At 71.2% G+C, this 20,688-nt stretch carries 23 protein-coding genes and 1 pseudogene; 10 read left to right on the plus strand and 14 right to left on the minus strand.

The window, feature by feature from the left end; genetic code table 11:
* Nucleotides 1–11: 11 nt before the first annotated feature.
* From OG259_RS09510 to OG259_RS09525, 4 genes are all read right to left on the minus strand, one after another.
* Nucleotides 12–767: a cation transporter gene (locus OG259_RS09510; RefSeq protein WP_328941862.1), complete on the minus strand. Its 756-nt coding sequence runs from the start codon at nt 765–767 to the stop codon at nt 12–14.
* Nucleotides 767–1,102, minus strand: a complete 336-nt coding sequence (locus OG259_RS09515; protein ID WP_328941863.1) for an ArsR/SmtB family transcription factor — start codon at nt 1,100–1,102, stop codon at nt 767–769. The genes OG259_RS09510 and OG259_RS09515 overlap by 1 nt, the downstream gene beginning before the upstream one ends.
* Before the next feature lie 187 nt (nt 1,103–1,289).
* Nucleotides 1,290–2,540, minus strand: a complete 1,251-nt coding sequence (locus tag OG259_RS09520; protein ID WP_328941864.1) for an MFS transporter — start codon at nt 2,538–2,540, stop codon at nt 1,290–1,292.
* The gene (locus OG259_RS09525; protein ID WP_328941865.1) at nt 2,537–3,910 is read right to left on the minus strand and encodes an FAD-dependent oxidoreductase; all 1,374 of its coding nucleotides are present in this window, start codon (nt 3,908–3,910) and stop codon (nt 2,537–2,539) included. The genes OG259_RS09520 and OG259_RS09525 overlap by 4 nt, the downstream gene beginning before the upstream one ends.
* Before the next feature lie 148 nt (nt 3,911–4,058).
* On the opposite strand from OG259_RS09525, the gene OG259_RS09530 reads away from it, so the two are divergent.
* The 3 genes from OG259_RS09530 (at nt 4,059) to OG259_RS09540 (ending at nt 5,299) form a co-directional block, all read left to right on the plus strand.
* A complete protein-coding gene (locus tag OG259_RS09530) occupies nt 4,059–4,421 on the plus strand; it encodes an ArsR/SmtB family transcription factor (protein WP_328941866.1) in 363 nt (120 codons plus the stop codon).
* Entirely contained in the window at nt 4,418–4,921 is a 504-nt protein-coding gene (locus OG259_RS09535) for a GNAT family N-acetyltransferase (protein ID WP_328941867.1), read from the plus strand. The genes OG259_RS09530 and OG259_RS09535 overlap by 4 nt, the downstream gene beginning before the upstream one ends.
* 177 nt (nt 4,922–5,098) lie before the next feature.
* Nucleotides 5,099–5,299, plus strand: a complete 201-nt coding sequence (locus OG259_RS09540; protein ID WP_328941868.1) for a hypothetical protein — start codon at nt 5,099–5,101, stop codon at nt 5,297–5,299.
* A gap of 25 nt (nt 5,300–5,324) precedes the next feature.
* Here OG259_RS09540 and OG259_RS09545 read toward each other — a convergent pair whose 3' ends face one another.
* From OG259_RS09545 to OG259_RS09560, 4 genes are read right to left on the minus strand one after another with little or no spacing between them, the layout of a single operon-like run.
* Nucleotides 5,325–6,380, minus strand: a complete 1,056-nt coding sequence (locus OG259_RS09545) for an ArsO family NAD(P)H-dependent flavin-containing monooxygenase (protein WP_328941869.1) — start codon at nt 6,378–6,380, stop codon at nt 5,325–5,327.
* Complete coding sequence (locus OG259_RS09550; RefSeq protein WP_328941870.1) at nt 6,377–7,147, minus strand: aquaporin; 771 nt, start codon at nt 7,145–7,147, stop codon at nt 6,377–6,379. Before OG259_RS09550 ends, OG259_RS09545 begins: the two co-directional genes overlap by 4 nt.
* A gap of 39 nt (nt 7,148–7,186) precedes the next feature.
* The gene (locus tag OG259_RS09555) at nt 7,187–7,501 is read right to left on the minus strand and encodes an ArsR/SmtB family transcription factor (RefSeq protein WP_030842180.1); all 315 of its coding nucleotides are present in this window, start codon (nt 7,499–7,501) and stop codon (nt 7,187–7,189) included.
* Nucleotides 7,502–7,513: 12 nt separating this feature from the next.
* A complete protein-coding gene (locus tag OG259_RS09560; protein WP_328941871.1) occupies nt 7,514–7,687 on the minus strand; it encodes a hypothetical protein in 174 nt (57 codons plus the stop codon).
* A gap of 52 nt (nt 7,688–7,739) precedes the next feature.
* Here OG259_RS09560 and OG259_RS09565 point away from each other — a divergent pair, with 52 nt between their 5' ends.
* The 3 genes and pseudogenes from OG259_RS09565 to OG259_RS09575 form a co-directional block, all read left to right on the plus strand.
* Complete coding sequence (locus OG259_RS09565) at nt 7,740–7,898, plus strand: hypothetical protein (RefSeq protein ID WP_328941872.1); 159 nt, start codon at nt 7,740–7,742, stop codon at nt 7,896–7,898.
* A gap of 48 nt (nt 7,899–7,946) precedes the next feature.
* Nucleotides 7,947–8,363, plus strand: a complete 417-nt coding sequence (locus OG259_RS09570; RefSeq protein WP_328941873.1) for an arsenate reductase ArsC — start codon at nt 7,947–7,949, stop codon at nt 8,361–8,363.
* Between the two features lie 5 nt (nt 8,364–8,368).
* Nucleotides 8,369–8,689: pseudogene (locus OG259_RS09575) on the plus strand (NAD(P)/FAD-dependent oxidoreductase); the annotation flags it as partial.
* A 188-nt stretch (nt 8,690–8,877) separates the two neighbouring features.
* On the opposite strand, the gene OG259_RS09580 reads toward OG259_RS09575, so the two are convergent.
* From OG259_RS09580 to OG259_RS09590, 3 genes are all read right to left on the minus strand, one after another.
* Entirely contained in the window at nt 8,878–10,182 is a 1,305-nt protein-coding gene (locus OG259_RS09580; protein WP_328941875.1) for an MFS transporter, read from the minus strand.
* A 124-nt stretch (nt 10,183–10,306) separates the two neighbouring features.
* A complete protein-coding gene (locus OG259_RS09585) occupies nt 10,307–11,476 on the minus strand; it encodes an acyl-CoA dehydrogenase family protein (protein WP_328941876.1) in 1,170 nt (389 codons plus the stop codon).
* A 13-nt stretch (nt 11,477–11,489) separates the two neighbouring features.
* Nucleotides 11,490–13,046 (minus strand): acyl-CoA synthetase, encoded by a 1,557-nt coding sequence (locus OG259_RS09590; protein WP_328941877.1) that lies wholly within the window; start codon nt 13,044–13,046, stop codon nt 11,490–11,492.
* Between the two features lie 113 nt (nt 13,047–13,159).
* Between OG259_RS09590 and OG259_RS09595 the strand changes: the two genes are divergently transcribed.
* Nucleotides 13,160–13,786, plus strand: a complete 627-nt coding sequence (locus tag OG259_RS09595; RefSeq protein ID WP_443051939.1) for a TetR/AcrR family transcriptional regulator — start codon at nt 13,160–13,162, stop codon at nt 13,784–13,786.
* 118 nt (nt 13,787–13,904) lie between these two features.
* Nucleotides 13,905–15,092 (plus strand): serine hydrolase domain-containing protein, encoded by a 1,188-nt coding sequence (locus OG259_RS09600; RefSeq protein WP_328941879.1) that lies wholly within the window; start codon nt 13,905–13,907, stop codon nt 15,090–15,092.
* Nucleotides 15,093–15,284: 192 nt separating this feature from the next.
* On the opposite strand, the gene OG259_RS09605 is transcribed toward OG259_RS09600, so the two are convergent.
* Nucleotides 15,285–16,475: a cytochrome P450 gene (locus tag OG259_RS09605; protein WP_328941880.1), complete on the minus strand. Its 1,191-nt coding sequence runs from the start codon at nt 16,473–16,475 to the stop codon at nt 15,285–15,287.
* A gap of 184 nt (nt 16,476–16,659) precedes the next feature.
* Here OG259_RS09605 and OG259_RS41760 point away from each other — a divergent pair, with 184 nt between their 5' ends.
* Both OG259_RS41760 and OG259_RS09620 read left to right on the plus strand, forming a co-directional pair.
* Nucleotides 16,660–17,337, plus strand: a complete 678-nt coding sequence (locus OG259_RS41760) for a helix-turn-helix domain-containing protein (RefSeq protein WP_443051940.1) — start codon at nt 16,660–16,662, stop codon at nt 17,335–17,337.
* Nucleotides 17,338–17,468: 131 nt separating this feature from the next.
* Complete coding sequence (locus tag OG259_RS09620; protein ID WP_328941881.1) at nt 17,469–18,311, plus strand: hypothetical protein; 843 nt, start codon at nt 17,469–17,471, stop codon at nt 18,309–18,311.
* A 43-nt stretch (nt 18,312–18,354) separates the two neighbouring features.
* On the opposite strand, the gene OG259_RS09625 is transcribed toward OG259_RS09620, so the two are convergent.
* Together OG259_RS09625 and OG259_RS09630 are read right to left on the minus strand one after the other, a co-directional pair.
* The gene (locus tag OG259_RS09625; RefSeq protein ID WP_328941882.1) at nt 18,355–19,119 is read right to left on the minus strand and encodes an ABC transporter permease; all 765 of its coding nucleotides are present in this window, start codon (nt 19,117–19,119) and stop codon (nt 18,355–18,357) included.
* A gap of 264 nt (nt 19,120–19,383) precedes the next feature.
* Nucleotides 19,384–20,649 (minus strand): NAD(P)/FAD-dependent oxidoreductase, encoded by a 1,266-nt coding sequence (locus OG259_RS09630; RefSeq protein ID WP_328941883.1) that lies wholly within the window; start codon nt 20,647–20,649, stop codon nt 19,384–19,386.
* Nucleotides 20,650–20,688: the final 39 nt, after the last annotated feature.

Genomic DNA, 20,688 nt, shown 5'->3' on the forward strand with positions numbered 1-20,688 from the left:
CAACGAGATGTTCACGAGCAGCAGGTGCAGCCCGGCTTGCAGCCGCATGCGTCCGCCTCAGGTTGTGCGGTCTCGACCGGGAACGGGGTGCCGGCGGTGGGCGCGCAGCAGCCCTTGCCCTGCCAGGCGTCGCGGCCTTCCTTGACGGCGGCGGCGGCTATGACCAGGGCGGCGATGGGGTCGGCCCAGGACCATCCGAGGGTGGCGTTGAGGACCAGGCCGACCAGGAGGACAGCAGAGAGGTATGTGCACAACAGGGTCTGCTTGGAGTCGGCGACTGCGCTGGCGGAGCCGAGTTCACGGCCCGCCCGGCGCTGGGCCGCGGACAGGAACGGCATGATCGCCAGCGACAGGGCGGCGATGACGATGCCGGGGACGGACCGCTCGACCTCGCCGGTGCCGGCCAACGCGCGGACGGCGTCGAAGGTGACGTAGGCAGCGAGGGCGAAGAAGGACACCGCGATGATCCGCAGAGTGGCCTTCTCCCTGGCCTCGCGCACTGCGTGGTCGCGGGCGGAGAACTGCCAGGCGACCGCCATGGCGGAGGACACCTCGATCACGGAGTCCAGCCCGAAGCCGACCAGCGCCGTGGACGAGGCCATCGTGCCCGCGGTGATGGCGACGACCGCCTCGATGACGTTGTAGGTGATCGTCGCGGCGACCAGCAGCCGTATTCGGCGGGCGAGCGCGTCGCGGCGCGACGGCGACGGCGACGGCGACGGCGACGGCGACGGCGACGGCGACGGCCCGAGGGATATCGCGGTCATCAGCAGCAGTCCTTCGTTGCGGCATCCGGGCAGGTCTGGTCGGACTCGACTGCGACCACCGCGGCCAGCAGGTGGTCCAGGGCGTGACCGAGGCGTTCGTCGGCGAGCTCGTAGCGGGTGCGGCGCCCCTCGGGCACGGTGACGACGAGGCCGCAGTCACGTAGGCAGGCCAGGTGGTTGGACAGCCGGGTCCGGGAGACGCCGAGCGCGTCGGCGAGGTCGGCCGGGTAGGCCGGCGCCTGGCGCAGGGCGAGCAGGATGCGGCAGCGGATCGGGTCGGCGAGCGCGCGTCCGAAGCGGGCCAGCACGTCGATGTCAGAGGCAACGGTCAGCACACCCCAGACAGTACATCGATCCCTGAATTCAGAGAATCGTGAATCCTTGTCCTGGTTGGCGCGCCCGTCCGCCTGGTGGGCTTGACCTTCGAGCCGCTGGGCCGTGCTTCTCACCGACAAGCTCCACTTCACCCCGCGACCGTGAGCCGCTCACTGTCGTGCGCAACACGTTCCGCGAAGCGGCATTTCAGATCGCCGGCCGAGAGGCCGCCCCTTGCCTCGCGTGGCGGACGGACGAGCCGAGAGAGACAAGCGCCGCAGCTCCTGCCAGACCCGCGAGCACGGCGAAGAGGTTCGGATAGCCGCCCAACGGCGGGGCAAGGAGGGCTGCGGCGAAGGGTGCGAGCGCTGACGCCGTCATGGCGGGGGCGCTGAGGATTCCCGAGAGCTTGCCGTAGTGCTGTACGCCCCAGCGGTCGGTGATGGCGGTGGCCTGGAGAAGGGTGAGGTTGCCCCGGACCATGCCGGCCGCGATGGAGACAGCGATCAACAGGCCATGGGGGCCGGGGGTGATGGCGAGGGCTGCCGTGGTCAGCCCGCCGAGAGCGACGAGGACCACCGTGCGGGTGGTGGTGCAGGTGTGGCGGGCGAGCGGGGCGTAGAGGGTACGGCCGAGGGTCTGGCCGGCACCGCCGAGGCCGAGGGCCCAGGCGGCTTGGGCGGTGGTGTAGCCGCGTTCGACGAGGAGCGGCACGAGGGTGACGACCACGGCGTACATCGCGAACGCCGAGAGGGTGAACGCGACCGAGAGCAGGAGGAACGGCCTGCTGCGGACGACCTCCTGGGGTGTTGAGTCCGTGTCGGTGGGTGTGGGCGGGGCCGGCGGCCAGGGGGCTCGTAGCGCAAGGGCATGGGCGGGGATCGTGACGGCGGCGAGGATCGCGGCGAGCACGAGATAGGTGGTGCGCCAGGTCAGATGGTCTGCGAGGACGGCGGTGAGCGGGGCGAAGACGGTGGAGGCGAGGCCGCCGGCGAGGGTCACGACGGTGAGGGCGCGGACGTGGTCCGGGGCGAACCATCGGGTGAGGGCGGCGAAGGCGGGCTGGTAGAAGGTGGCGGCCATGGCGAACCCGGCCAGGAGCCAGCCGGCGAAGAACACCGGCAGGTTCGGCGCCAGGGCCACGATCACCATGCTCACGGTTCCTCCCACGGATCCTGCTGTCATGACCGTGCGGGGGCCGCGGTGGTCGATGATCCTGCCGACGCGGATTCCGGCGATGCCGGAGACCACCAGGGCGAGCGAGAACGCCGCCATCGTGACGCCTGCGGACCAACCGGTGGCGGCGGTGATCTGGGGGTTCAGGACAGGGAAGGCGTAGTAGACGATTCCCCATCCGGTGATCTGCGTGGCGCAGAGCGCGGGAAGCACGGCGCGGGGCCGCGACCGGACCCCCGTCCCGGTCGCGGCCCCGCCCGTGCGGGTGTCGAGGTCGGTCACGAGCCGCAGGAAGGAGCCGAGGTCGCGGTGCCGAGCTGGATGAGCGCCGGGGTGGGGGCGCAGCAGCCTCCGCCGTCCGCCGGCTGCTCCGTGTCCGGCTGGTCGAAGAGGCCGGCGCCGCCGCAGACTCCGGTCTCCGGGAGGACGAGCTCGACGCGCTCGGCCGACTCCCGGTCGCCCGCGATGGCGGCGACGACAGAACGGACCTGCTCGTAGCCGGTGAGGGCGAGGAAGGTCGGGGCGCGGCCGTAGGACTTCATGCCGACCAGGTAGACGCCCTCCTCAGGGTGGGAGAGCTCCTTCACGCCGTGCGGGTAGACGGTGCCGCAGGAGTGCTGGTTGGGGTCGATCAGCGGGGCGAGGTCGACCGGGGCCTGGAGGCGGCCGTCGAGACCGAGGCGGAGCTCGGAGATGAACGAGAGGTCGGGACGGAAGCCCGTGAGGACGATGACCTCGTCGACCGGGTCGAGCCGGCGGCCGTCCTCGGCCATGAGGACCAGGCGGTCCCCGTCGCGCTCGATCGCCTCCGTACGGAAGCCGGTCACGGCGTCGGCGTGGCCCTCGTCCACCGCCGCCTTCGCGGCAAGACCCAGTGCGCCGCGGGCGGGGAGCTGGTCGGCCGTACCGCCGCCGAAGGTGGAGCCGGAGATGCCCCGGCGCAGGATCCACACGGCCTTCGCCCCCGCGCCGTCCTGTGCCTTGGCCAGCTCGGCGAGGGAGGCGAGGGCGGTGAAGGCGGAGGCGCCGGAGCCGATGACGGCGGTGCGCTTGCCCGCGTATCGGGCTCGGACGGACGGGTCCTCGAGGTCGGGGACGCGGTAGGTGACGCGGTCGGCGGCGGCCTTCTCCCCGAGTGCGGGCAGGCCGGACGCTCCTGCCGGGCTCGGGGTGGACCACGTGCCGGAGGCGTCGATCACCGCGCGGGCGAACAGCCGCTCCTCGCGCCCGTCGGCACAGGTGACGTGGACGACGAACGGCTGGGCCTCGCGGTCGGCGTCGACGATGCGGTCGCGGCCGGCGCGGGAGACGCCCGTGACCGTGGCGCCGGTGCGGACGCGGTCACCGAGGACGTCGGCGAGCGGCTGAAGGTAATGAGCCGCCCAGTCGCCGCCCGACGGGTAGGTCTTCGCGTCGGGCTTCACCCATCCGGTGGGGGCCAGGAGCTTCTCGGCGGCCGGGTCGGTGACCTCTCCCCACGTGGAGAAGAGACGGACGTGTGCCCACTCGCGTACCGCCGCGCCGGCCGCCGGTCCGGCCTCCAGGACCAGCGGTTCGAGGCCGCGCTCGACGAGGTGGGCGGCGGCGGCCAGGCCGGCGGGCCCGGCCCCGATGACCACGACGGGCAGTTGGTCGGTGGCGGCGGTGTTCACGACGATTCCCCTTTGTTTCGACATCTGTCGATCCCTTGCGCCGCCAGCATGGCACTTGAATCGATACTCGTCAACATAGACACTCATCGAAATGGAGAGCCCGGAGCACCCCTTGGGCTCCTGGTTCGACGTGTGTCAACATAGATGCATGTCGAATGTCACCGCGCTGCCGCTCATCGAGCCTGAGGTCGCCCCCTGCTGCCCGCCCCTCACCGAGCGCCCGCTGACCGCCGAGGAGGCCGAGCGGACCGCGAAGATGTTCAAGGCCCTCGGCGATCCGGTCCGGCTGCGCCTGTTCTCGGCGGTCGCCTCGCATGAGGGCGGCGAGGCGTGCGTCTGCGACATCTCCGACGTCGGGGTCTCGCAGCCGACGGTCTCCCATCACCTGAAGAAGCTGAAGGAGGCGGGGTTGCTCTCCTCCGAACGGCGCGGCACCTGGGTCTACTACCGCGTGGAGCCCACCGTCCTCGCCGCCATGGGCGCGCTCCTCACCAAGGCGGCTGCCGCGTGACCGCAGCGACCGTCGTCGTCGTGCCCCTGGCTGCCGCACACGCCGACGAGGTCGTCGCGATCTACCAGGCGGGCATCGACGAGGGCAACGCCACGTTCGAGACCACGGCTCCCACCTGGGAGCAGTTCGACACGGCCAAGCTGCCCGAGCACCGCTTCGCCGCCCTCGACGAGACCGGGCGCGTGCTCGGCTGGGTCGCCGTCACCAGGGTCTCCGACCGGTGTGCGTACGCCGGCGTCGTCGAACACTCCGTTTACGTCCACCCCGACGCGCGGGGCCGTGGCATCGCTTCCACCCTGCTCACGGCGCTCATCGACTCCACCGAGGCGGCCGGGATCTGGACCGTCCAGTCCGGGATCTTCCCGGAGAACGCCGCGAGCCTGGCCGTGCACGAGCGCGCCGGGTTCCGGGTGATCGGCACCCGCGAGCGTATCGGCCGCCAGCATGGCGTCTGGCGTGACGTCGTGCTGGTCGAGCGGCGCAGCCTCACCATCTCCTGACGGACGCCTGCAAGGCGGGTTTCAGTGTCAGTGGGTGTGTGGATGATGGCGTCGTGGCGAGCGCCCATGTCGTGGAGAGGATTCTCGACCGGGTGCTGCCGCACTGGAAGACCGAGGTTCCGTCCGACCGCAACGAGACGACCAACCGCTGGTGCCGACACCGGGAGGCCGCTCAGCGTGCCGACGCGGCTCTCCAGCGTGATGCGGAGATCCGCGAGCGCCTGGGGGACGACGCTGCCCAGCTCAGTACGGCGACGATGCATCCGTGGGGGCCACGAGGACGGTCTGCCGGAGCTGCCCGAGCATGAGGCCCTGGAGCAACTGGCGGCGTTCGGCGTCCTGGCCCGCTGCGTGGACATCGCGAACGTCGCACGCTGAGCCGACCGGCCTCGGCACGGGAGTGTCAGCTCAGCAGATCCGCGATCTGCCGTGCCGCCTCGCGTGCCGGGCGGCCGACGCCGATGAGGGTGGCGGAGGCGGGGCCGGTCCAGTCGCCGTAGCCGAGGAGGTGGAGGCGGGGTTCCCCGATCGCCCGGGTGCCGGCCGTGGGGATGTGGCCGCGGGGCCCGCGCAATCCGAGTGGGGCGAGGTGGGCGAGGGCGGGGCGGAAGCCGGTGCACCAGATGATCGCGTCCGCCTCCGAGGTCATGCCGTCGGCCCAGACGACCCCGGTGGGCGTGATCCGGTCGAACATCGGCTGGGCCTTGAGCATGCCCGCGTCGCGGGCGGCGCGGACGGGCGGGACGGCGACGATGTCGCCGAGGGAGGTGACGCCGCCGGTGTCCGTGCGGCCTTCGTCGAGGGCGCGGCGGCGGGCGGTGGCGTGGTCGAAGAGGGCGCGGCCGTCGATGTCGTCGGCGAGGTAACGGGGTTCGCGCAAGGTGACCCAGGTCAGCTCGGTGTCGTGCGCGAGGTCGGCGGCGATCTGGGCGCCGGAGTTGCCGCCCCCGACCACGATCACCCGCTGTCCCGCGAAGTCGCGCGGGCAGCGGTACTCCACGGTGTGGAGCTGGGTGCCCTGGAACTCCGTACGCCCGGGGACCGCGGGGACGAAGGGCCGCGCCCATGTGCCGGTGGCGCTGATGACCGCCCGCGCCCGCCACGTTCCGGAGTCGGTGTCGACGTGCAGGAGCTCGCCGTCTCGGTGGACGGCGGTGACGCGTACGGGCCGATGGACGGGGAGTTCGTACCGTTGCTCGTAGTCGGTCAGGTAGGAGACGACGTGGGCGGCATCCGGGTACGTCTCCCCCGGCTGCGGCGGCATGAGCCTTCCCGGCAGCGAGGAGAAAGCGGCTGGGGAGAACAGGTGCAGGGAGTCCCAGGTGTGCTGCCAGGCACCGCCCGGCTCGGCTTGGGCGTCGAGGATGACGAAGTCGAGGCCGAGGCGCCGCAGGTGGTAGCCGGCGGCGAGCCCGGACTGGCCGCCGCCGATCACCACCACGTCCACGACCGGGGTCACTCCGCGTCCGCCCTGCCGCGCATGAAGATCACCGCGGCCAGAGCCAGGCCCACGGCCGCGCCGATCAGCTGCATGCCGATGAACGCCGGGACGGAGCCGGGGGCGATGCCTGCGAAGGTGTCGGTGAACGCGCGGCCGATGGTCACCGCCGGGTTCGCGAACGAGGTCGACGAGGTGAACCAGTAGGCCGCGCCGATGTACGAGGCGACGGCCACGGGCGCGAAGCGGAGTCGGTCGGTACGGGCCAGGCCGAAGATCAGCAGGATCAGGCCGGCGGTGGCCACGACCTCGCCGAGGAGCAGGTTCCCGGCGGAGCGATCGTGCGTCGACCACTTCACCAGCGGCTCGCCGAACATCGCATCCGCGAGCACGGCACCCGCGATCGCGCCGACGATCTGGGAAGGGACGTAGACGGCGAGCTCTCGGGCGTTCACCCCCGCGCCTCCGCGTCGGGCGGTCCACCACTCGGCCAGGGTGACAACCGGGTTGAAGTGCGCCCCCGACACCGGCCCGAGGAGAGCGATCAGCACGCCGAGCCCGAAGACGGTGGCGGTGGAGTTGGCCAGGAGCTGCAGCGCCACGTCGTCGGTGAGGTCGGTCGCTTGGATGCCGGACCCTACGACGATCGCGACCAGGGCGGCGGTGCCGACGAGTTCCGCGGCGGCGCGGGCGACCAGCGGAGTACGGGGCGGGGTGGCGCCGGGTGCGGGCTGCGGCGACGTGTTGGTGGCTATGGCGGCGCTCGCAGCGGGCTCGGTGGCGGTCACGGGCGGGTACTCCTCGGCAGGTGAGGCACAGGGGCAGGATCAGGGGCAGGAGCGCTTGAAGTTCGCCTCTGCGGTCAGGCGCGCGGTCTGCGCAAGGGCGGCGAACTGCCCGGCGAGCTGCTCGATGACGTCCGGCTTGAGCCGGTAGTAGGTGAACCTGCCGCACGGCTCGGTCTCCACCACTCCCGCCTCGCGCAGCACTCTCAGATGGTTGGAGAGGTTGGTCTGCTTGGCACCGGTCTCCTCCACGAGGTGGGTGGTGCACAGCGTCTCGCGGGCGAGCAGGGTCACGATCTGGAGGCGCAGGGGATCACCCAGAACCCGGATCAGATCAGTATCGACTGACGTCATCATGTGCTGATACTGTCACATCACCCGGGGCTGATACCAGCCTGGGATGACCTCTTTTGAACCCAGGGGGTTCCCGCCATGGCCGAGTCGTCGTACCCGGTCCTTCCCGACGAACGTCTCGCGGCCGGCGTAGACCCTCACGTGCTCCAGGCCCTCGCCGAGGCCGACGTCGCGCTCGACGAGGTCCACCCCAAGCCGCTGACGGACGAGGTCGTCCAGGCCGCCGACATCGTGATCACCAATGGGCTGCGGCGACGCCTGCCCCGTGGTGCCCGGCCACCGCTACCTGGACCGGCCGGTCCCGGACCCCGACGGCGCCCCGATCGCGGTCGTGCGTTCCCTCCGCGACGCCATCGACGCCCGCATCACCGCCCTGCTGGACACCCTGCCCAGCGCCTGAAGCTTCCCGTCCCCGCACCACGCTCCGTCCCGGCCCAAGGAAGAACCGATGACCGCTCCGCTCGCCTCCGTGCTCTTCGTCTGCGTCCACAACGCCGGCCGCTCCCAGATGGCCGCCGGATTCTTCAACCACCTGGCCGGCGACCGCATCGAGGTCCGCTCCGCCGGCTCGATCCCGGGCGACCAGGTCAACCCGGCCGCCGTCGAGGCCATGGCCGAGGTCGGCGTCGACATCTCCGACCAGAAGCCGAAGGTCCTCACCACCGAGGCCGTCCAGGCGTCGGACTACGTCATCACCATGGGCTGCGGCGACGCCTGCCCGATCTTCCCCGGCAAGAAGTACCTGGACTGGGCCCTCGAAGACCCGGCCGGCCAGGGTGTCGAGGCCGTCCGTCCCATCCGCGACGAGATCAAGGTCCTCATCGAGGGCCTCATCGCCGAGATCGACGCGAAGCAGGAGGCGTAACCGAAGTGACCGAGCCCGTCACCGACGACATCCGCGAGGTCATCGTCATAGGCTCCGGCCCCGCCGGATACACCGCCGCCCTCTACACCGCCCGCGCCCAGCTCAAGCCGGTGCTCTTCGGCAGCTCGATCTTCGTCGGCGGCTCCCTGACCACCACGACCGAGGTCGAGAACTTCCCCGGCTTCCCCACCGGCATCGACGGCCCCGACCTCATGGACGACATGCGGGCCCAGGCCGAACGCTTCGACGCCGAGATGATCGACGACGACATCATCGCCGTCGACCTGACCGGCGACATCAAGGTGGAGGCGCCCTCCACCCGCACCACCATCCCCGGCGTCTTCGCCGCCGGCGACGTCGTCGACCACACCTACCGCCAGGCCGTCACCGCCGCAGCCGGCGGCTGTGCCGCGGCCCTCGACACCGAGCGCTACCTCGCCGCGCGCTCGGCGGGCGAAGCGCGCCAGGAACCTGCGGCCGTTTCCGCCTGAGCCCAGAGGTCCCACGTGGCGCTTCAGGGCTGGGGCCCGGCGTCGATCCCCAGCCGTCGAGCATCCCGCTCCGGGTGGATGGCCGCCAGGGCGAAGGCGCCGGCCATGAGCATCACGGCTCCGGCGACGAGGAAGGCGGTGGTGTAGCCGGCGGCCTGGGTGTCGGCCGCGTCGATGAGGTGGCCGGTCAGGAACGGCGCCACGAGACCCGGCAGGGTTCCGATACCCGCGACGATGCCGAAGACGGCGCCGCGCTGGGCAGGAGGGACGATCTCGGCGGTCGTCATGTAGTGGAGGGGAATGGCGATCGCGATGCCGCCGAAGGCCAGCCCGATCAGCACGAGCCGCGGACCGGTCGGGTCGACGAACGGGAACGTCGCCATCGCGCACCCGGCCACGCACACGGCGATGCTCTGTGCCGCGCCGCTGGACCAACGGCTGCTCACGCCACGGGATTTCAGCGCGTCGACGAACGGGGACACCGACAGGAGCAGCACCAGTCCGAAGCCGGAGATGACGCTGATGGCGGTCGCGGAGGCCGCCGCCGACATGTCCAGCTGCGTCCTGAGATAGGCGGGCAGCCAGGCGTGGCTGAGGGACAGTGCCCACGCCGCTCCGAAGGCGCTGGCGATGCTGCCGAGTACGGTGCCGGTCAGCAGGATCTTGCGGTACGGCAGCCGGAGCCCGCTGGATCCGGTGGCCGTGTGCTTGTGGTCGTACGGGCCGTCGTGGCCCACGCGCCACCACAGCACCGCCCAGCAGGCGCTGACGACCGCGAGGACGGCGTAGGCCGAGCGCCAGCCGAAGCCGTCGATCAGCCAGGTGACCAGGGGTGCCGCGATCAGCGTGCCCAGGGCCGCGCCGCCGATCTGGAGGGCCGAGGGCAGGGCGCGGCGCTCCGGGGGAAACCACTTGTACAGGGCGTGCATCGACATGGATGCCGCCGGTCCCTCGGCGGCACCGAGCAGGATGCGGCCGGCCATCAGGGTGGGGACCGAGGCCACCACGAGGACCGGGAGCTGGGCCACGGCCCACACCACGGTCATGACGAACAGCAGGACCCGGCTGGAGATCCGGGTGGAGAGAAATCCGACGAGGAGTCCGGAGACGCTGAACAGGAAGAAGAAAGAGCTGGAGATCAGGCCGTAGGTGCTGTTGCTGAGGTCGAGTTCTTCCATGATCGGAACGGCGGCGAGGCCGAGGACCGACTTGTCGGCGAAGTTGATGACCATGAAGGCCACGATCATCGCCGTGATCAGCCAGGCTCTGCGGCGGTCGGGTGCTGGGGCGGCGACGGGCCGGGGCTGTGTGGCGGTACGGGGTGCCATGGGGCGACTCCTGCGGGTGCGGGTGGAGCAGGGGGTCGTACGGGTGGGCGGTCGTCCCCCGTCGCCGCGGGCCCGCTCGCCGAAGCGGGGGCCCGCGGCACCGCCCTGGGAGCCAAGGGGTCGGTCAGAAAAGGCCCTTGGCGATGGCGTTCTTGTGGATCTCGGTGGTTCCGGTGACGATCCGGAACATCCGCAGGCTGCGGAAGATCTGCTCCACCTCGTGGCCGCGGGTCAGGCCGGCCTTGCCGTGGATCTGGACGGCCTGGTCGGCGACCCGGAAGGTCGCCTCGGAGGTGAAGAGCTTGCACATGTTGGCCTCGACGGAGACGTTGTCGCCGCGGTCGGCCTTCGCGGCGGTGGTCATCACCATCGCGCGGGCGGCGTAGATCTCGGTGGCCATCTCGGCGATCTTGTGGTGGATGGCCTGATGGGCGAGGAGCGGCTGGCCGAAGACGACGCGGTTCATCGCGTACTCCACCGAAAGGTCCCAGGCCCGGCGGGCGGCGCCGATGAGGGACGGGCAGTGCAGGAGGCGGTTGAGGGTGATGCGGCCGATGCCGATGCGCAGGCCCTGGCCGATCTCCCCGAGGAGGTTCGCGGCGGGGATCCGGCAGTCGTCGAAGACGAGGTCGCCCTCCATCTGCTGGCCGGACATGGGGACTTCGCCGTCGAGGACGTGACAGCCGGGGGTGTCCAGGTCGACGAGGAACGCGCTGTACGACTCCTCGGTGCCGGCCATGCGGGCGACGACGATCGCGAAGTCCGCGAAGGGTGCGGCGGAGCTGAACACCTTCTTGCCGTTGAGGACATAGGTGTCCCCGTGCGGGGTGGCGGTGGTCGTCATGCGGCGTACGTCGGAGCCCGCGTCCTCCTCCGTGATGGAGAAGCAGCACGCCCGCTCGCCCCGGACGACGGGCATCAGATAGCGCTCCCGCTGTTCCTCGGTGGCGTACTTCACGATCGCGCCGACACGCAGCGGGCCGCCCATGTCGCCGAGCACCGAGTGGGAGAGAGCGGCGCCGGAGGCGGTCAACTCCTCCTTGAGTGCGCACAGTTCGTAGAAGCTCAGACCCTGGCCGCCGAGCTCGGGGGGCAGGCTGATGCCGTAGAAGCCGAGTTCCGCGCTGCGCTTCCAGACGTGTTCGAGGGTGGTGCGGTCGAGCTTGGTCTCCGCGGTGATGCCGTGTTCGCGCTCGTACGGGATGAGCTCGTCGGCCAGGTAGGCGCGGAGGCGTACGACGAGGTCCTGGAGGCGCGGGTCGTCGTCGTAGGAGGGTTCGAGGGTGAAGGGCATGCCGGGGTCCTGTTCAGTTGACGCGGCGCTCGGCGCCCGCCCAGTAGCGGTCGCGGATGGCGCGGCGGTCGATCTTGCCGTTGGGGTTGTGGGGGAGGGCGGTGGCGAAGTCGACCGAGCGGGGCTTCTTCATGCGGGCCAGGTGCTCGGCGCAGAAGTCGATGAGGTCGCTCTCGGCGAGGGTGGCGCCGTCGCGTGTCACGACGACCGCCTTGACGGCTTCGCCCCACTGTTCGTCGGGGACGCCGACGACGGCGGCCTCGTACACAGCGGGGTGCTGGTGCAGGACCGCTTCGACCTCGACGGCGTAGATGTTGAAGCCGCCGGAGACGATCATGTCCTTCTTGCGGTCGACGATGAAGACGTAGCCGTCCGCGCGACGGCGGGCGAGGTCGCCGGTGAGGAACCAGCCGTCGTGGAAGGTCTCCGCCGTGAGGCCCGGCTCGTTGTGGTAGCCGGGGACGACGTCGGGGCCGCGGACGGCGATCTCCCCGATCTCCCCGTCGGCGACGGGCTGTCCGTCGTCGTCGACGATGGCGACCTCGGCCTCGGCGAGCGGCCGGCCGCAGGACAGCAGCAGCTCCTCGTCCTCGCCCGCGATCGCCCGCCGGTGGTCCTCCGTGGAGAGGAACAGCACGCCGGACGTCGTCTCGCCGCACCCGTATCCCTGGGAGAGGACGGGCCCGAAGAGGTCCCAGGCGGCCCTGATCCTGGCCGGTGACATCGGCGCGGCGCCGTAGATCAGCTGGCGCAGGGTGGAGAGGTCGTAGTCGCGGGCGTTCGGCAGCGCGAGGACGGTGTTGACCATCGTCGGCACGACGAAGGCATGGGTGGCGCGCTCACGCTGGACGGTGGCGAGGAACTCCTCGGCGTCCCAGCGGGGCAGCACGATCGCACAGCCGCCGGCGAAGAAGATGCCCATCAGCGGCATGCCCGAGGCGTGGGTGACCGGCCCGGCCAGGATCTGCCGGTCACCGGGGCCCACCCGGGTGTCGGCGCTCATCACGGACTTGCGCATCAGGGCGAGCCGGTTGCCGTACGTCTGGACCGCCGCCTTGAGCTTGCCGGTGGAACCCGAGGTGAAGTGCAGGACGGCGATGTCGTCCTCGTCGCACTCGGTCTCGACGGGTTCCGGCTCGGTGCCCGCGAGGGTCTCGGCGTAGCCCGGGCCGAGATCGCTCGGGCCGTCGTAGCCGAGGACGGTCTTCACCCCTGTGCCGGGCACCGCGGCGCGGGCGGTGTCCAGGTGGGCGGCGTCCGTCAGCAGCACGCGCGCGTCGGACTCGGCGAGGAGGTGGGCCACCTCGGTGGTGCCGAGCCTGGCGTTGATCGGCGCCCGGGCCAGGCCGGCCTTGTAGAGGGCCACTTCCGTGACGACCAGTTCCGCGCGGTTGCCGGCGAGGGTCGCCACACGGTCTCCCCGGTTCAGGCCGAGGGCGCGCAGGGCCGTGGCGAGCCGGTCGCTGTGGTCGTCGAGTTCCGCGTACGTCAGCCGCACGGGTCCGCAGACCACCGCCTCCGCGCCGGGTTGATGGCCGGCAGTCCGGCGTACGTAGCGCCCGAAGTTCATCGCACCTCCAGAGTTTCCGAACAATGTGTCCAGTAGCAAGCTTGGTGTGCGGCAACGTAAAGGCAGCGTTAGGGTCAGGTCAACGGTCCGGACGAGAAGGAAACGAAGTGGACATGAAGCCCGCGGGAGATCGCCGCGTCCGCAGGACACGGGCCGCACTGCGCCAGGCCCTGGTCGAACTGGTCCTGGAGAAGGGGTTCCACGCGATCACCGTCGAGGAGATCACCGAGCACGCCGACGTCGGCCGGGCCACCTTCTACGCGCACTACCGCGACAAGGAGGACCTCCTGGTCGGCATCGTCCGCGACCTCGCCGAGGACCGGGACCGCCTCCTGCCGGCGGTCCGGCAGGCGCACGCGGAGGGGTTCACCGGACTGCCGGTGAAGTACATCTTCGAACACGCCGAACAGGAGAAGCCCGTCTACCGGGTCGTCCTGCGGGGCGAGGGCGACGGCCGGGCCCTACGGGAGTTCACGGACCTCATCCGCACCCACGCCGAGGCCGCGTTCCGCGCGCGGACCGAGCAGCTCGGGGTGACACCGCGCATCCCCCTCGACGTCGTCGCCCGGGCGTGGACCGGGGAACTCATCGGCCTGCTCACCTGGTGGGTCGAGAACGACACCGGCTACAGCGCCGCCGAGATCACCGCACACCTGCGCGACCTGTCGGTCTACGGTCGCGTCTGGGCCACCGGGCTGGCCCCGTCCGACGCCCCAGGAGCCCTCGACCTCACTCCCTGAACCGCGCCCCGCACCACACGCCCGCGCTGCTCCTCGCCTGACAACCTGGCCGAGTTACCAGACACCATGTACGGTATCGAGCCCAATAGGTGCACGACCGAACGAGCGGAGCGGACGCATGACAGGCATTCCCTCACTGGCGGATCTTGTGTGGGCGCGGGGATACACCGATCCGTCCTGGGCTCGACGCCACACGACCTCGGGTCGGGAACTCGTTCCGAGCCGCCGTGTCTGGCGGGGCTCCGGCGGCGCGTCCACGCTGCCCGCCGCGCCGGCCGGCGCCCTCGACGGCCTCGCCTTCACCGGCCCGCAGGGGCAGGACGTCACACTCACGGACCTGCTCGCCCGGGCCGAGACCGACGCCCTGCTGGTCATGCACCGCGGCCTGCTCGTGCACGAGGAGTACCTCCACGGGTACGAGCCTCATGTCCCGCACTTCAACGCCTCGGCCGCCAAGTCCTACCTCGGCCTCGTCGCCGCGGTCCTCGCCCACGAAGGGCAGCTCGACCGCGGCACCCAGGTCGCCAAGATCGTCCCCGAGCTCGCCGGTACCGCCTTCGGAGACGCCCAGGTCGACCACCTCCTCCACATGGGCACGCAGATGAGCTACGCGGGCCGCCCGTACGACAAGGCTCTCGAAGCGCAGCGCTACTTCGCCGTCCTCGCCCCCCAACTGCGCCCCTACGGCTACACCGGGCCGGCCACGATCCGCGAACACCTCGCCACCGCCCGGGCGACCGCCGAGCCGGGCATCGACTTCCGCTACGAGAACGGCAACGTCGAGGCGCTCGCCGAGGTCCTGCGCCGCGTCACCGGCACAACCACCTCGTCCCTGCTGTCCGAGATGATCTGGTCCCGCATCGGTGCGGAGGAGGACGCGTACTACCTCCTCGACTCCGAAGGTGCCGAGGCCGCCTGCGGTGGATTCAGCGCTACCGCACGCGACCTGGCCCGGCTGGGCGAGATGGTCCGCTGCGGCGGCGCGATCGGTGACCGCCAGATCGTCCCGGAGGCCGTCGCCTCCACCATCGTCTCCGGCGTTCCGGACGGCTACCCCCACCGCGTGCGCTTCCCCGCCGCACCTCCCGAGGCGCCCGCCACGCTCTCGTACCACGATCTCTGGTGGATCCCGAACGACCCCTACGGCTCCTTCATGGCCAGCGGCATCCACGGCCAGCGCCTCTTCGTCTCCCCCGCCCTCGACCTGGTGATCGTCCACTACGCCTCCCAGATCGTCTCCCCCGCCGTCCCCCAGGTCCCCCTCCTCCAGGCATTCCTCAAGATCGGCACTCACCTCTGCGACTAGGCAGGCACGCCTTCGCACGCGCCGAGCGGGTCCCCTGTCGGCCCGCGGCCTCCACGCAGGGGCCGCGCGTGCCCGCTCGGCTGCGGCTACGGTGCGCAGCCGCCCAGGAGACGGACCGCCGGCCTTCTTGTCGGTGTCCGTACGGTCCTCGACCCACTCTTCACGCACCCCGTACGGTGCGCCGAAGTCCCGTCAGACGTCCCAGGTGACCGGGAGGCTCTTCACCCCGTAGATGTCCGCGGACTCCGGGCGCAGGCCGACTTCCTCGGCCGGTACGGCCAGGCGCAGCGTGGGGAAGCGGTCGAGCAGGGCGGAGAACGCGATCCGCATCTCGATGCGGGCCAGCTGCTGACCCAGACAGAGGTGGACGCCGTGGCCGAAGGCCAGGTGACCGCCGTCCTGGCGGTGGAGGTCGAGCACCTGGGGATCGGTGAAGCGCTCGGGGTCACGGTTGGCGGTGTTGTACGACAGGACGACCGTCGTGCCGGCCTCGACGATCTGGCCGCCCACCTCGACGTCCACCAGCGCCGTCCGCATGAACGTCTTGGCGACGCTCAGATACCGCAGCAGCTCCTCCACGGCCTGGTCGATGAGCGCGGGATCGGCGCGCAGCTCGGCCAGTTGTTCCGGGTGCCGCAGCAGCGCGAACGTGCCGAGGGACAGCATGTTCGCGGTGGTGTCGAACCCGGCGGCCAGCAGGATCAGGGCGATGCCCTGCAGTTCCTCGTCGGTCAGGTCGCTGTCGGTGAGTTCGCTGAGCACGTCGTCGGTGGGGTTCACGCGCTTGGCGGCCACCAGTTGGGCGAGGTAGTCCTGGGTCGCGGTGTAGGCCGCCATCAGGTCCTCGTCGTTCGTCTCCCCGTTCATGAACTTGTCGATCTGCTCCTGGAAGGATTCCCGGTCCTCGTAGGGCACCCCGAGCAGTTCGCAGATGATGATGGTGGGGATGGGCTTGGCGAACGCGGTCACGAGGTCCGCCGTGGGCCCGGTCTCCTCCATGGCGTCGAGGCAGTCGGTGGTGATCTGCTCGATGCGCTCGGTGAGGAGTCGCATGCGACGTGCGGTGAACTTGCCCACCAGCGGCTTCCGGTAGCGGCTGTGCTCCGGTTCGTCCATGAGGAGGAACTCGCCGGGCGGGGCCGGCGGGATCTCGAAGTCGACGACGTTCAGGAGGTCTTTGCGCGAGCTGAACCTCGAGTCGGCGAGGACCGACCTGACCAGGTCGTATCCGGTGATCAGCCAACCGGGTCTGCCGCCGGGGTGGGTGTAGCGGCTGATGGGGCCGTGCCGGCGGGCGTCGGTCAGCTCCGACGGAGGGTCGAAGGGACAGCCGGGCCGACGCTCCGCCGGCAGCGTCGTGACGGTGTGGACGGATTCGCTCATGACCATTCCTCATCTCGCGACATCACGTGTTTGACGCTTACCGAAAGCTACGTTGCGTTCTGAGTGAACGTCAATCACCAGATACGCGTTTCCCCAGCTCAAAGGCCATGAATTGATGCAATGACACTGCCCTCGAACGCAATGATCCGTTGCAATGGATGAGGGCGAAGGCAATACTGACGGCATGCCAGGAGGACGATTGACCCAGCAGGACCGCACGCGCATCGCGGCCGGACTCGCCGACGGGCTCTCCTACGCCGAGATCGCGAGGCGGCTCGACCGGTCGACCTCGACGATCAGCCGGGAGATCGGACGCAACGGCGGACCCGGCGGCTACCTGCCCCAACAGGCGCACCGGGCAACGGTCCGGCGAGCGCGGCGTGACGCTCCGGCACCCGCGCACACGGCCGGAGCGCCGGGCGTCACCGTCGCAGCGGAGGAGATCATCGAACTGGCGGTCAGATCGGGGCTGCCGAGGATGACGGCGCGCGTCCACGTCGACCTGTTGCTGTCCGAGGACGGCAGGCGCACCGCGGCGGAACTGACCAGCCGGCTGAAGGTCAGCCCGGCCTCCGTCTCCGTGGCCGTGAACTACCTGGTCCGGCACGGATATGTACGGCGCGAGCGGGACCCGCAGCGGCGTCGCGACATCTACGTGGTCGACGACGACGCCTGGTACCACTCGATCGCGATCAGCTCACGGCAGACACTCGAGTCGGCGCGGGCCGCGATGACCGCGGCGGAGACGCTCGGGCCGACCACCCCCGTGGGCCGGCGACTGGCCAGGGGAGGAACGTTCCTGGAGCGGGTCGTCCAGGACATGCTGGAGTCGGCCGACCGCTGGCGCGGCCTCCTGACGTGACGTTCACACGGCTCTTCGGATCTCCGTCAAGGTGTCACCGACGGACCGGGGCGGACCGTCGCCGCGGATCGGGGAGCGGCCGATCACAGGCAGCGCCGTCGCCGGTGGTCCTCCCCTGGCAGGATGCACCGGTGATACTCCTCCTGAAGCTCGTGCTCGCTCCGGCGCTGGTCGTGGCCTCGACCCTGGCCGGTCGACGGTGGGGGCCCTCGGTGGCCGGAACCCTGGTGGTCCTGCCGATCGTCGCCGGTCCCATCCTCTTCATCGCCCATCTCGAGCACGGTCGCGAGTTCACGGCCGACGCCGCCTCGGCGTCCTTGCTGGGCCTGGTGTCGCTTGCCCTGTTCCTCGTGGTCTTCCAGGCCTCGGCACGCCGCTTCGCCGGAAGCCGCATCGCGCCCGCGTGGGCTTGTGCGCTGCTGATCGGCTGGGCGTCGTGCCTGGCGGCCGATGCCGTGCTCGCCGTACGGGAGATACCGGCGCTCCTCGCGCTGTGCGGGGCGGTGTCGGCGACCGCCTGGGCCACTCGGATCTCGGCTCACGGGCGCAGCCCCGGAGGCGGCCGACCTCGACGCGGTGCCGCCCCGGCTTCCTCGCCCGCCCTCGTCCCGCCGTGGTGGGACCTGCCGGCCCGGGGCGTGGTGACGGGTCTGCTGGTGCTCGCCGTGACCGGTGGGGCCGCACGGCTCGGGCCCGAGCTGACCGGTGTCCTGGCCCCGTTCCCCATCGCGACCAGCGTGGTCGCGGTGTTCGCGCTGGCGCAGGGTGGAAGCGTGGCCGCCGAGGCGACCGTGGCCGGGGTGCTGCGGGGTCTGTGGGGATTCATCGCGTTCTGCTTCCTGGTCGCGGTCCTCGTCGTGCCGCTCGGGGGCGCGGCGGCCTTCGGCATCGCGGCGATCGCGTCCCTGGCGACGCAACCCGCCGCCCGCCTGATCTCGGCGCTCGGACGGCGGTCTCCGGCGATGCGGGCGTAGCGGCACCCCGGGCGGGTCGGACGGCTACCGAAACCCCGGGGCGTCACGTCTCACGGCTGCGTGGCTCCCACTCCCGCCGCAACCGCCCCCTTGCCACGAGTTCCAGGGTGACGGCGACGGCGACCGCCTGGACGAGCAGCAGGGCGACCAGCACGAAGAGCTGTACGGCGCCCGCCCGCAGGGGTGACGCGCCGCCCAGGAGCATGCCGACGAACGCACCGGGAAGGGTGACGAGCCCGACCGTCCGGGTCTGGTCCATTCCCGGCAGCAGAGCGTCCGACGCGGCCTCGCGGGCCACCTCCAGACGAGCCTCCCGTTCCTGGAGCCCGAGCGCGAGCCCCGCTTCCACCTCGCCCTTCCTCGTGGCGAGCTCGTCGAGGGCACGCCGCCCGCTGAGTACGGTCACGGTGAGAGCGCCGCCGATGAGGATGCCGGTGACGGGGATGAGGGTGATGCCCCGGACCGGTACGAGCCCGGTGAGCAGAAGCGCGACGACGACAGGTACGACACCGGCGGCGATCGGGACCGCAGCCCACAGCCACGCGCCGCCGGGCGCGGGGACGACGCGTCGGCCGGCGGTCCGGACCGCCACCGCGTACATCAGCAGCAGGAAGCAGAGCAGCAACGGCAGCGAGCGGACGACCCAGCCGATGACGAGGGAGACGGCGACGAGCTGGACGGCGGCGCGGGTTCCGGCGACGAGCGTGTCACGGGCGCGCCCGAGCCGGGCGAGCGCGACCGTTCCGGCGGCGAGGCAGAGCAGCACGGCCAGTACGGCCCCGAAGGTCGCGTTGACGTCCAGAAGCACGCGCCAACACTAGGCGGTGACGGGAGCCGTGCTCAGGACAAGTGCGGTGCGCGCCGCCGGTGGTCGCGGTCGGCGGCGTGTTCCGTCAGGGCGTCTGTGGCGAGATCCGGCCGTGCACGGGCACCGGCGGGAGCGTGGGCACGGGCGCGGGCGGGAGCGCGTACGCGGGCACGGGCACGGGCAGGGGCAGGTGCGCGGGCACGGGCACGGGCGCCGTGTCCCCCCGTGAGGAACTCGTCCGGTTCCGCGGCCGCGCCGCGCGCCTCAACGTGTGGGTGACACGGCCGTCCCTCGGTGTTTGATGTTGACGGCCGCCGACTTGGCCAGGATCACGGGGTTCAGGAAGCGCAGGGGGCCGATCAGGCGGGACGCGAAGAGGTGCATGTGCCGCGCGATCGAATCGTCACGCGCCGCCGCCGAGAAGACCAGCCGCTCGATGGGGTTGAAGGGTCGGGCCTTGGCGAAGTCGGCGGCCAGGTACTGGTGGCCGCGGAGTTGACGTCCGTGCCTGCGTTCGTACGCCGCGAGCGACTTGTCGAGGTCTCCCCGGCCGGTCGCGGCCGAGGCGACCGCCGCTGCCAGCCATTGCGCGGACTCCAGCGCCCACCCGCATCCCACGCCCCACAGGGGATCGCCGGTCAGGGCCGCGTCGCCGATGAGCGCGACGCCCGGTGCGGTCGGTTTGCGGCTGTGGAGCGGGTAGTCGACCATGCCGATGATCTTCGTGATGCGTTCGGCCGAGTCGATGGGCGGCGCTTCGGGCAGAGCGCGGATGAAGTCCAGGAAGCTGCCCTCCAGGTCCGCCCGGAAGGCCGGAAGGTGCTTCTTGTCCGGGACCACCGCGAGGACCGTGACCCCGTCGTCGTTCGGGAACGCGTACGCCATGTCGGGCTCCAGGAACCAGGTCTGGCCGATCCCGCCCGGCAGCGGAAGGTTGCGGAAGTGCGCGAGATAGCCGAACCGCGCGTTCTCGTACTGCCGGGCGGGCACCCCGGCGAACTTCGCCACGGCGGAGTCCTTGCCGTCGGCGCCGACCACCAGGCGGGCCCGTATCTCACGCTCGCCCTGCCGTGTCGACGCGCGCACCCCCACGGTCCGCCCGGCCTCCCGCAGCAGGCCGGTCACCTGGTGACCGAGGAGCAGATCGACGCCGGGGGTCCGGGCCGCGTGGGACCTGATCAGCGGATCGAGAACGCTGCGCCGGACGTTGTACGCGTGCGGCAGCTCGGGGCCCGCCGGTGCGGCCCTCGGCTCGATCCATCCCCAACGGGTGTACCAGCGGGCATCGTTGCGTACGGCGCCCGCCTTCTCCAGAGCGGGGACGAGGCCGAGTTCGTCCAGCACCGGGTAGGCGTTCGCCGTGACGGAGTGCGTGCACAGCACCTTGTACGCCTCGGGGTCCGAGCGGCGTTCGAGCAGGGCGACACGGACACCGCGTCGGGCCAGCAGGATCGCCGCGGCGCTGCCGGCGAGGCTGGCGCCGCTGATGACGACGTCGTACTCGGATACCGCGCTCTCGGGCTGGGTCATGCGCCGATCGCCCCCTTCGGGTGGTGGTGACGTGGACGG

Source organism: Streptomyces sp. NBC_00250 (genome assembly GCF_036192275.1).
GTDB lineage: Bacteria > Actinomycetota > Actinomycetes > Streptomycetales > Streptomycetaceae > Streptomyces.

Excerpts from the sequence above, each read along its gene's own strand:
- OG259_RS09630 (WP_328941883.1), bottom strand. The coding sequence starts at position 20,649 with ATGACCCAGCCCGAGAGCGCGGTATCCGAGTACGACGTCGTCATCAGC.
- OG259_RS09580 (WP_328941875.1), bottom strand. The coding sequence starts at position 10,182 with ATGGCACCCCGTACCGCCACACAGCCCCGGCCCGTCGCCGCCCCAGCA.
- OG259_RS41760 (WP_443051940.1), top strand. The coding sequence starts at position 16,660 with ATGCCAGGAGGACGATTGACCCAGCAGGACCGCACGCGCATCGCGGCC.
- OG259_RS09510 (WP_328941862.1), bottom strand. The coding sequence starts at position 767 with ATGACCGCGATATCCCTCGGGCCGTCGCCGTCGCCGTCGCCGTCGCCG.
- OG259_RS09530 (WP_328941866.1), top strand. The coding sequence starts at position 4,059 with ATGTCGAATGTCACCGCGCTGCCGCTCATCGAGCCTGAGGTCGCCCCC.
- OG259_RS09585 (WP_328941876.1), bottom strand. The coding sequence starts at position 11,476 with ATGCCCTTCACCCTCGAACCCTCCTACGACGACGACCCGCGCCTCCAG.
- OG259_RS09595 (WP_443051939.1), top strand. The coding sequence starts at position 13,160 with ATGAAGCCCGCGGGAGATCGCCGCGTCCGCAGGACACGGGCCGCACTG.
- OG259_RS09600 (WP_328941879.1), top strand. The coding sequence starts at position 13,905 with ATGACAGGCATTCCCTCACTGGCGGATCTTGTGTGGGCGCGGGGATAC.
- OG259_RS09590 (WP_328941877.1), bottom strand. The coding sequence starts at position 13,046 with ATGAACTTCGGGCGCTACGTACGCCGGACTGCCGGCCATCAACCCGGC.
- OG259_RS09555 (WP_030842180.1), bottom strand. The coding sequence starts at position 7,501 with ATGATGACGTCAGTCGATACTGATCTGATCCGGGTTCTGGGTGATCCC.
- OG259_RS09565 (WP_328941872.1), top strand. The coding sequence starts at position 7,740 with ATGGGCTGCGGCGACGCCTGCCCCGTGGTGCCCGGCCACCGCTACCTG.
- OG259_RS09570 (WP_328941873.1), top strand. The coding sequence starts at position 7,947 with ATGACCGCTCCGCTCGCCTCCGTGCTCTTCGTCTGCGTCCACAACGCC.
- OG259_RS09605 (WP_328941880.1), bottom strand. The coding sequence starts at position 16,475 with ATGAGCGAATCCGTCCACACCGTCACGACGCTGCCGGCGGAGCGTCGG.